Annotated in this window: 8 protein-coding genes and 1 pseudogene; 7 read left to right on the forward strand and 2 right to left on the reverse strand. The window is 66.4% G+C overall.

What is annotated here, in order from left to right:
- Window positions 1-16 precede the first annotated feature (16 nt).
- Entirely contained in the window at window positions 17-1,477 is a 1,461-nt protein-coding gene (locus tag ACYVKA_RS09395) for an amino acid permease (RefSeq protein ID WP_460704858.1), read from the reverse strand.
- Window positions 1,478-1,580: 103 nt separating this feature from the next.
- Entirely contained in the window at window positions 1,581-2,417 is an 837-nt protein-coding gene (locus tag ACYVKA_RS09400; RefSeq protein WP_301408076.1) for a siderophore-interacting protein, read from the reverse strand.
- Window positions 2,418-2,571: 154 nt separating this feature from the next.
- Between ACYVKA_RS09400 and ACYVKA_RS09405 the strand changes: the two genes are divergently transcribed.
- From ACYVKA_RS09405 to ACYVKA_RS09435, 7 genes and pseudogenes are all read left to right on the forward strand, one after another.
- On the forward strand, window positions 2,572-4,284 hold the full coding sequence (locus ACYVKA_RS09405) for a catalase (protein ID WP_460704860.1): 1,713 nt from the start codon (window positions 2,572-2,574) through the stop codon (window positions 4,282-4,284).
- 104 nt (window positions 4,285-4,388) lie between these two features.
- A complete protein-coding gene (locus ACYVKA_RS09410) occupies window positions 4,389-4,895 on the forward strand; it encodes an acyl-CoA thioesterase (protein WP_460704862.1) in 507 nt (168 codons plus the stop codon).
- A gap of 49 nt (window positions 4,896-4,944) precedes the next feature.
- Complete coding sequence (locus tag ACYVKA_RS09415) at window positions 4,945-6,723, forward strand: glycoside hydrolase family 15 protein (protein WP_460704864.1); 1,779 nt, start codon at window positions 4,945-4,947, stop codon at window positions 6,721-6,723.
- 481 nt (window positions 6,724-7,204) lie between these two features.
- Window positions 7,205-7,630 (forward strand): annotated as a pseudogene (locus ACYVKA_RS09420) (ATP-binding cassette domain-containing protein); the annotation flags it as partial.
- 263 nt (window positions 7,631-7,893) lie between these two features.
- Window positions 7,894-8,202, forward strand: coding sequence for an NIL domain-containing protein (locus ACYVKA_RS09425; protein WP_460704915.1), 309 nt, complete (start codon window positions 7,894-7,896; stop codon window positions 8,200-8,202).
- The gene (locus ACYVKA_RS09430; protein WP_460704867.1) at window positions 8,199-8,534 is read left to right on the forward strand and encodes a hypothetical protein; all 336 of its coding nucleotides are present in this window, start codon (window positions 8,199-8,201) and stop codon (window positions 8,532-8,534) included. Before ACYVKA_RS09425 ends, ACYVKA_RS09430 begins: the two co-directional genes overlap by 4 nt.
- A gap of 126 nt (window positions 8,535-8,660) precedes the next feature.
- The coding region (locus ACYVKA_RS09435) for a transposase family protein (RefSeq protein WP_460704869.1) at window positions 8,661-9,365 on the forward strand (705 nt) is incomplete at its 3' end.

Below are 9,365 nucleotides of genomic sequence, written 5' to 3' on the forward strand. Positions count from 1 at the left end.
CGTGTCCGGGGGACGCTCAGTCGGTGCGCGACAGGTCCGCGGTCTCCAGCCGCACGCTGGGAGCGCGGGTGACCAGCTTGTGGCCGGCCCACAGGGCCAGGAAGACCGGCAGGCCCAGGTAGCTGGCGAACAGGCCCTCGACGTCGACGTCCCCGACGAAGGCCTGGTAGTTCTGTCCAGCCACCACCACGGCGCACATGGCCAGGGCCACCAGTGGGCCCAGCGGGAACCACTGGGCGCGGAAGGGCAGCTCGGACAGCGAGTGGCCCTGCGCGACGAAGGCGCGCCGGAAGCGGTAGTGGCACCAGGCGATGCCCATCCACGTGATGAAGCCGGCCAGGCCCGAGGCATTGACCAGCCACAGGTAGGCGCCGCCGTCGCCGATCAGGCTGGCGATGAAGCAGAAGGCACCGACGAGGGTGGTGGCCAGCAGCGCCGCCATCGGCACGCCCCGCTTGGTGGTGGTGCCGAAGACCTTGGGCGCCTTCCCGGAGCGCGCCATGCCGTACAGCATCCGGGTGGAGACGTACATGCCGGAGTTGCCGGCGCTGAGGATGGAGGTCAGGATCACCGCATTCATCAGCGATGCGGCACCGGCGATGCCGGCCCGCTCGAAGATCAGGGTGAAGGGGCTGACGGCAATGTTGTCGACGTCTGCGGACAGCAGCCGCTTGTCGGTGTAGCTGATCAGGAAACCGACCACCGCGATGGCACCGATGTAGAAGAGCATGATGCGGTAGAAGACGGCCTTGATGGCGCGCGGGATGGACTTCTCCGGGTGCTCGGCCTCGCCGGCTGCCACACCGATCATCTCCGTGCCCTGGAAGGAGAATCCAGCGATCATGAAGATGCCCAGCATACCCTGCCAACCGTTGACGAAGGGGGCCTCGCCCTGGGTCCAGTTGCTGAAGCCTGCCGAGCGGCCGCCCATGATGCCCAGGATCATTGCCAGGCCCACGACGAGGAAGATGATGACGGTGACCACCTTGATGGAGGCGAACCAGAACTCGCTCTCACCGAAGGTGCCGACGCTGGCCGCATTCAGCAGGAAGAGGATGGCCAGGAAGATGGCGCTCCAGACCCAGGCCTGCACGTCGGGCAGCCAGTACTTCATCACCAGGGATGCGGCCACCAGTTCGGCCGCGACGGTGATGGCCCAGTTGAACCAGTAGTTCCAGCCCGTCGCGAAGCCGAAGGACGGGCTTACGAAGCGGGTGCCGAAGGCCTCGAAGGAGCCGGCGACGGGAAGCCAGGTGGACATCTCCCCCAAGGACTGCATCAGCAGGTAGACCATGAAGCCGATGGCGGCATAGGCCAGCAGTGCGCCGCCCGGACCGGCCTCGTTGATGGTCTGACCGGAGGCGACGAACAGGCCAGTGCCGATGGCACCGCCGATCGCGATCATGTTGAGGTGGCGCGCCCGCAGTCCGCGGTGGAGCTGGTGCTCGTCGCGTGCAGGTGTCTGGGTCTGGGCCATGGGCCGTCCTTCGTGAAGTGTTCAAGCATCACACGGGTGACCCCGGGACGTTACCAAGAACCCGGCCGAAGACCGAGGCGGGTCCACGGGACGGTGCCGACCTTCAGGACCCCGAGGTGGTCTCCTGCTCCATCTGGGCGACGAAGTCCTGCTTGCTGGCCTGCCAGTGGTCCTCGTCGAGACCGGGGCGCCAGTAGCCGGACAGGGACAGGTGTTCGCGGGGCATGGCACGCTCGCCCAGCAGGTGACGCCGCAACAGCCTGACCATGTCCGCCGAGCCGTGCACGAAGGCCTCCAGCCCATCCCAGGGCAGTTCGAGCCGCTCGACGGCGGCCAGGACGGGTTCGGCACCGGGCTGCTCGTCGCGGTGCAGCCAGATCACGTCCAGCCCCGGCAGGGAACGCAGGGGCAGGTGCACCGAGGCATCGGCCACCTGCAGGACCGCCGTCGCGGAGGCGCCGTGCGGGAGGTCGTCCAGTGCGGCACCGATGGCAGGCAGGGCCGTCTCGTCCCCCACCAGGAGGTGGTGTGGCGCGTCGGGCCGCGGGGCCCAGCCACCGCCCGGCCCGCGGAAGACGACGGACTCCCCCGGCTCCGCCCTCATGGCCCATGGGCCAGCGATCCCGGCGTCGCCGTGGACGAGGAAGTCGATGCTCATCCGCCCGGCGTCCAGGTCATGGTGGCGCACGGTGTAGGTGCGGCTGACCGGCCACTGCTCCCGCGGGTGTTCGTCCTGCACCCGGTCCGGGTCGAAGGGCAGCGTGTAGCCGGCACCCGATGGTGGGAAGAGCAGCTTGACGTAGCTGTCGGTCTTCTCCAGGGGGCCGATCTGGCGCAGGTCCGCCCCCTCGAAGTGGACGCGCACCATGTCCCGGGTGAGGACCTCCTTGCCGGTGACGGTGGCGTGGCGGGCAGGGCGGGGCTGGCGTGGGGCGTTCATGTCATCCTCCAGACATTTAGGTGAGGCAATCCTAACTTAAATGCCTTGCGGCTTCGATCCTTCGTCGACCTTTTGAAGTCCAGGGCCAGCCCGCCTAGCATCCAAGTCAGAACCCTTCCAACATTGGAATGGTTCCATCTTCCAGGAGGCTTACATGGCTGACACGACCGATCCGATGGCGAAGAACGGCGTGGGAGACCACCTGCCGAGCCGCAACAATGTGGTGGGCGAAGGCCCGATGACCATGGCCAATGGGTCGCCCGTGGTCGACAACCAGGACACGGCCACGGCCGGCGTGCGCGGGCCCGTCGTCCTGCAGGACGCCTGGAACATCGAGAAGCAGGCCCACTTCAACCGTGAGGTGATCCCCGAGCGGCGGATGCACGCCAAGGGCTGGGGCGCCTTTGGCGACTTCACCGTCACCCAGGACATCACCGACGTCTCCCACGCCAAGATCTTCTCCGAGGTGGGCAAGAAGTGCGAGATCTTCATGCGCTTCTCGACGGTCGCCGGCGAGCGGGGCGCCGCCGATGCCGAGCGTGACATCCGCGGCTTCGCGGCACGCTTCTACACCGAGGACGGCAACTGGGACGTGGTGGGCAACAACACCCCCGTCTTCTTCTTCCGCGACCCCAAGAAGTTCATCGACCTGAACCACGCCGTCAAGCGCGACCCCCGGACGAACCTGCGCAGCCCCAACACCAACTTCGACTTCTGGACCTCGCTGCCGGAATCCCTGTTGCAGACCACGATCATCATGTCCGACCGCGGCATCCCGTCGTCCTTCCGGTTCATGCACGGCTTCAGCTCCCACGCCTACTCGATGGTCAACGCCGCCGGAGTACGCACCTGGGTGAAATTCCACTTCCGTTCCCAACAGGGCATCCAGAACCTGACGGACCAGGAGGCTGCGACGGTCGTCGGACAGGACCGCGAGTCCAATGGGCGCGACCTCTACGAGGCCATCGAGAAGGGCCAGTTCCCCCAGTGGAAGCTCTACATCCAGACCATGACGGTCGAGCAGGCCGATGCGATGGAGACCAACCCCTTCGACCTCACCAAGATGTGGCCGAAGAAGGACTTCCCGCTGCGCGAGGTCGGCATCCTGGAGCTCAACCGCAATGCCGAGAACTACTTCGCCGACGTCGAGCAGGCGGCCTTCACGCCGCAGAACATCGTGCCCGGCATCGGCTACTCCCCTGACCGGATGCTGCAGACCAGGCTCTTCGCCTACGGGGACGCGGCCCGCTACCGCACGGGCATCAACCACCACCAGATTCCGGTGAACCAGCCCAAGGGCGTCGGCTGCCCGCACTCCTTCCACCGCGATGGCCAGATGCGCGTCGACGGCAACCGCGGCTCGGAACTGCACTACGAGCCCAACTCCTATGGCAACTGGGCGGACTCGCCGCAGCTGGCGGAGCCGACGCAGGCCGGCGGTGACATTGCGATGTACGACTACCGCGCCGACGACCACGACTACTACACCCAGCCCGGGATGCTGTGGCGTGCCATGACACCGGAACAGCAGCTGGTGACCTGTGAGAACACGGCACGGGCCATGGGCGACGCCACGCTGCAGGTGAAACATCGCTACATCTACAATTGCTTCCACGCAGACCCCGCCTATGGCGAGGGCGTCGCGAAGGCCCTGGGCATCGACATCTCCACCGTCGACCTGACCGGCACGCCGGCCAACTCCCGCGCGGAATGGCTGGCGCGCAATGCGGTGGGCAAGGAGCTGGACCAGCCCACCAAGCCCACCGAGCCGGCCACCGCCGCGGACCTGCCACCAGCCGGTCGCGACACGAATGCGGCCGATCCGAAGAGCCTGTCCAGCTGGGAGGACGACCCCTACCTGCTCTGATCCACCTGCCCTGAGCCAGCGATCAGCACGTCGCCGGCCCCTGACCGATTCGGGGGCCGGCGGCCTTTTCCTGTCCTCAGCATGGAGTGACTAGGCTTGCCCCCGTGCCGAATTCCATGAATTTTCACTCGCGCAAGTGGGTCAAGCCCGAGGACCTCAACGCCAACCACTCCCTGTTCGGGGGGAGCCTGCTGCGCTGGATCGACGAGGAAGCAGCGATCTACGCCATCATCCAGCTCGGCAACGAACGCACCGTCACCAAGTACATGAGCGAGATCAACTTCGTCTCCTCGGCCCGGCAGGGTGACATCATCGAGATGGGCCTCAGCGTCGTGCGTTGGGGCCGCACCAGCCTGACCCTCAAGGCGGTGGTGCGCAATGTCTTCACCGGCGAGGTGATCATCTCCATCGACAAGATCGTCATGGTCGCCCTGGACGATGACGGGAATCCCAAGCCGCACGGCTATTCCACGGTGTCCTACAATCGAGACCGGGTGCCGCACCGCCTGGTGACCCGCCGCGCGAGCGATGCGCAGCTGCGCGCCACGATGGACGAGGACGCCTTCGCCGCCCCGGACGAAGCCTTCCGAGTAGAGCCTCGCCCGGCGTGACCGGTGGAGCTGTGCGCGTGCCCGCCCCCCCGACGCACAGGAGACCTGGATGAGCACGCACACCCCGATCGAGGACTACGCCCTGCTGAGCGACCGCCGCACGGCGGCGCTGGTGAGCAGACAGGGCTCGATCGACTGGCTGTGCCTGCCCCGCTTCGACGACGAGGCCGTCTTCTGCGCCATCCTGGGCGACCGCGAGAACGGCCGCTGGCTGATGGCACCGGTCGACGGGGAAGTGGTGGAGCGGCGCTACCGCGACGACACCTTCGTCCTCGAGACCCGCTGGCGCACCCCCAGCGGCGAGTGCCTGGTCACCGAGTTCATGCCGCAGGCCAATGACCGCGCCGACCTCGTGCGCCACGTGACCTGCACCAGCGGCACCGTCACCATCGAGCACGAGCTGACGCTGCGATTCCGCTACGGCCAAAGCCTCCCGTGGATGCGGCGGGCCCCCGACGAGCAGGGCGAGCAGGCGCTGGTGGCCATCTCCGGGCCCAATGCCCTGGTGCTGCACGGACCCGACCTGCACCCGGACGACGCCCACCACGCCGGCCGTTTCGAGCTGGACTCGGGCGAATCCGCCTGCTGGACCCTGACCTGGTTCGAGTCGCACCTGACCCCACCGGCCGCCCCCGACGTGGCCGCGGAGCTGGACAAGACCGTGGGCGACTGGCAGAAGTGGGCCGACGACATCCTCTCCGACGACCACTGCCGTGAGGCCCGGCGCTCCCTGCTGGTGCTGCGCGCCCTGACCCACCACGAGACGGGCGGGATCGTCGCGGCCCCCACCACCTCGCTGCCGGAGGACTTCGGGGGCGAGCGCAACTGGGACTACCGCTATGTGTGGCTGCGCGACTCTGCGCTGACCATGGAGGTGATGCTGGACCACGGCCTGACCGAGAAGAGCTGGCGTGACTGGCTGCTGAGGGCGGTGGCCAGTGACCACCACGACCTGCAGATCATGTACGGCGTCGGGGCCGAGCGCCTCGGCCAGGAGCAGGAGCTGGACCACCTGGCGGGCCATGCCGACTCGCGCCCGGTACGCATTGGCAATGGTGCCGCCGGCCAGTACCAGGCCGACGTGATCGGCGAGGTGATGCTGGCGCTGCAGAAGATGCGCGAGCACGGCATCGCCGAGGACCGCTTCAGCTGGACACTGCAGGCCGTCCTGCTCGACGAGACGCTGGAACGCCTGGACGAACCGGACCACGGCATCTGGGAGATGCGCGGCGACCTGCACCACTTCACCCACAGCCGGGCCATGATGTGGGCGGCCTTCGACTGCGGCGTCCGCGCCGTCGAGCAGTACGGCTTCAAGGGCAATGTGGAGGCCTGGCGAGAGGCGCGTGACCGCCTCCACGACGAGATCTGGGACCAGGGCTTCAACACCGAGCTCAACAGCTTCACCCAGTCCTATGGCAGCACCGAGGTGGACGCCTCGCTGCTGGTGCTGCCCGGCACCGGCCTGGTCAGTGCCGACGACGAGCGGATGCTGGGCACCGTGGCCCGCATCGAGCAGGACCTGGTGGACGAGGACGGTTTCGTGCACCGCTACCGCACCGAGGCCAAGCTCGATGGCCTGGAGGGCGACGAGCACCCCTTCCTGCTGTGCACCTTCTGGCTGGTGACGCAGTATGCGCGCAGTGGCCGGCTCGACGAGGCCCAGGCCCGCTTCGAGAAGCTGGTGGCGCTGGGCGGTGAGCTGGGGCTGCTGGCCGAGGAGTACGACCCCGCCACCGGGCGCCACGCGGGGAACTACCCGCAGGCCTTCAGCCACCTGGGGCTGGCCCAGGCCGCCGCGGCGCTGCGCAAGCACGACCGTCGCTGACGGACATCCCCCTGCAGTCAGGCCCCGTCGGGCGTGCTGAGGGCGGTCATGGTCCTGCCCTGACCCCGACTCCCGCGGCCATCAAAGGATGATTTCAGCACGGAGCGGCGACCTTTGAATATCTCAGGGACTGCGCCTAGTGTTGCGTACATCACGACGGAGGTATGAGTATGCGTACGCGCGAAGAGTCCGACATCCGGGCTCCCTTCGACGTCGCCTCCCCCGTCATTCCTCTCGCTGGCGCCTGCTGCGCCTGTCGCGAGCACTGAGACCCGCACCTGCACGTCGCCCAGCACGGTCCAAGGACTATTTCATCAGTCGTGTCCCACAACTCGACCGCAAGGACACTCCTGCGCACCACTAGCCGTGCTGGCCCTCCATTGCTCATCGCTAGACCAACAGACAGGCACGATCCTTGATCGAACTCGACCATGTCTCCCGCCGCTTCTCCGGACGCCGTTCGGTAGTGGCCTTGGACGACGTGAGCCTCCACATCCCTGAAGGGGTCATCTACGGGCTCATCGGCAGTTCAGGTGCTGGGAAGTCAACGCTCCTGCGATGTATCAACCTGTTGGAGAGTCCTGACCGTGGCACCGTCTTGGTGGAAGGCGTCAATATCGCCGAACTGTCGGGGCGAGAACTCGCCAAGCAAAGACGTCGGATCGGCATGGTCTTTCAACAGTTCAACCTGCTGGAAAGCTCCACGGTCTTCGAGAACGTGGCGATGCCGATGAAGCTGGCCGGAGCAAGCAAGAGTGAGATCCGTGCCAGGGTGGACGAACTGCTGGGTTTTGTCGAACTCACGGACAAGGCCGACGCTCGCCCAGCGACGCTGTCCGGCGGTCAGAAGCAGCGCGTGGGAATTGCGCGCGCGCTGGCCAATGCTCCTTCGATCCTGCTTTGCGACGAGGCAACATCTGCCCTCGATCCTGAGACGACCGATTCGATCCTCGCGCTGCTGCGCCGGATCAATCGGGAACTCGGAGTTACCAGCGTGGTGGTCACCCACGAAATGAATGTGATTGCAAAGGTGTGCCACCAAGTGGCCGTCATGAGCCAAGGACGCATCGTCGAGCAGGGCCCTGTCCTGTCGGTCTTCTCACACCCGCAGGCGGCGATCACACGCCGCTTCGTGCGGACCATCATCGACGACCGCGTCCCCATGCGCTGGTGGCCGGCGTCCAGGCCACCACTGAGCCCAATGAGCTGTGGCGCCTCACCTACACGGGTGGGGCCTCCACAGGGCAATGGCTCTCGGAGATCAACTCGCGTTTCGAACTGCGAACGGCGCTGCTCTACGCCACCGTTCACGAGATCGACGAGCAGGTCCTCGGAGTCCTGGTGGTTCAGGCGATCGGCGACGAGGCGCAACGAGCGGCAGCACGTCGCCTCCTCGAAGACGCTGGTGTCGATGTCGCCCACCAACCCTTGGCGGAGCTGACCGCGGCTCCGGAGCTCAACGACGGGAGACCGCTGTGACCGATTTCATTGCATCCTACTTCGGCATCGGTCCAGATCAGCTCGCAAGGGCAGCGGTCGACACCCTCTACATGGTCGGATGGTCCCTGGCCCTCGGCACCATCGTGGCCATTCCCTTGGCACTTGCCCTAGTGCTGTGGCGGCCCGGCGGGATCAAGTCCAATCCTTTGGCGCATGGCTTCATCAACGCGATGGTCAACATCGTGCGATCACTGCCATTCATCATCCTGATGGTCGTCCTGATGCCCTTCACCAAACAGGTGGTGGGCACGCGAATCGGGACCACGGCAGCCTTGGTACCCCTCACAGTGGGGTTTTCTCACCAGACCTAGTCGTTGGATAGTCGTCGTTGACCATGTGACAAGGGGTGATGGCGTTCGGGGAATGGGTGCATGCGGGTCGGGTGGTGCAGGATCGGTTTCGACGAAGATCCCAAGCCCGACCAGAACCGAGCCCGCATGCTGTCCTATCGTGCCATCCTCGACCTGCCCGAAACCATCGTGCGTCGTATCGCGGCGTGGCTTCGTGCCCATCGCCGAGTCCATGACCGACGCCCATGGCAACGTGCCGCGACCTGCTGGACCCAAGCGATGATGTTCTGCCGATGGATGCTGGACGCGACACCCATCCACCGCCTGGCCCGTGACCACGGCCTGTCCCAGGCCAGCGCCTACCGCTACCTCCACGAAGCACTCGACGTGGTCGCTGATCACGCGCCAGACCTGCCCAACGTCCTGGAGCAGCAACACCACAGCGGGGCGGGCTTCGTCTGCCTGGACGGCACACTGATCGCCACCAACGCAGTCCAGATCCCTTCCCCACAAGGAAACGGCAACGACTGGTGGTACTTCGGCAAACACCATCGTCACGGCGGCAACGTCCAGGTCCTTACCGACTCGACCGGCTTCCCCATCTGGGCCTCGCCGGTCACTCCCGGATCGACCCACGACATCACCGCCGCCCGGGAACACGCCCTGCCGGCGCTCTATCCGGCCGCGGCCAAGGGCCTGCCGACGCTGACCGACAAGGGCTACCACGGCGCCGGGATCGGGATCCAACACGCGGTCAAGGGCCACCATTTGGACCCCGACAACCGCTGCCGCAACCGTCTCTTGACCGGCCTGCGAGCACCCGCCGAACGAGCCAACGCCATCCTCAAACAC

The sequence above is a fragment of the Luteococcus sediminum genome (assembly GCF_054783495.1).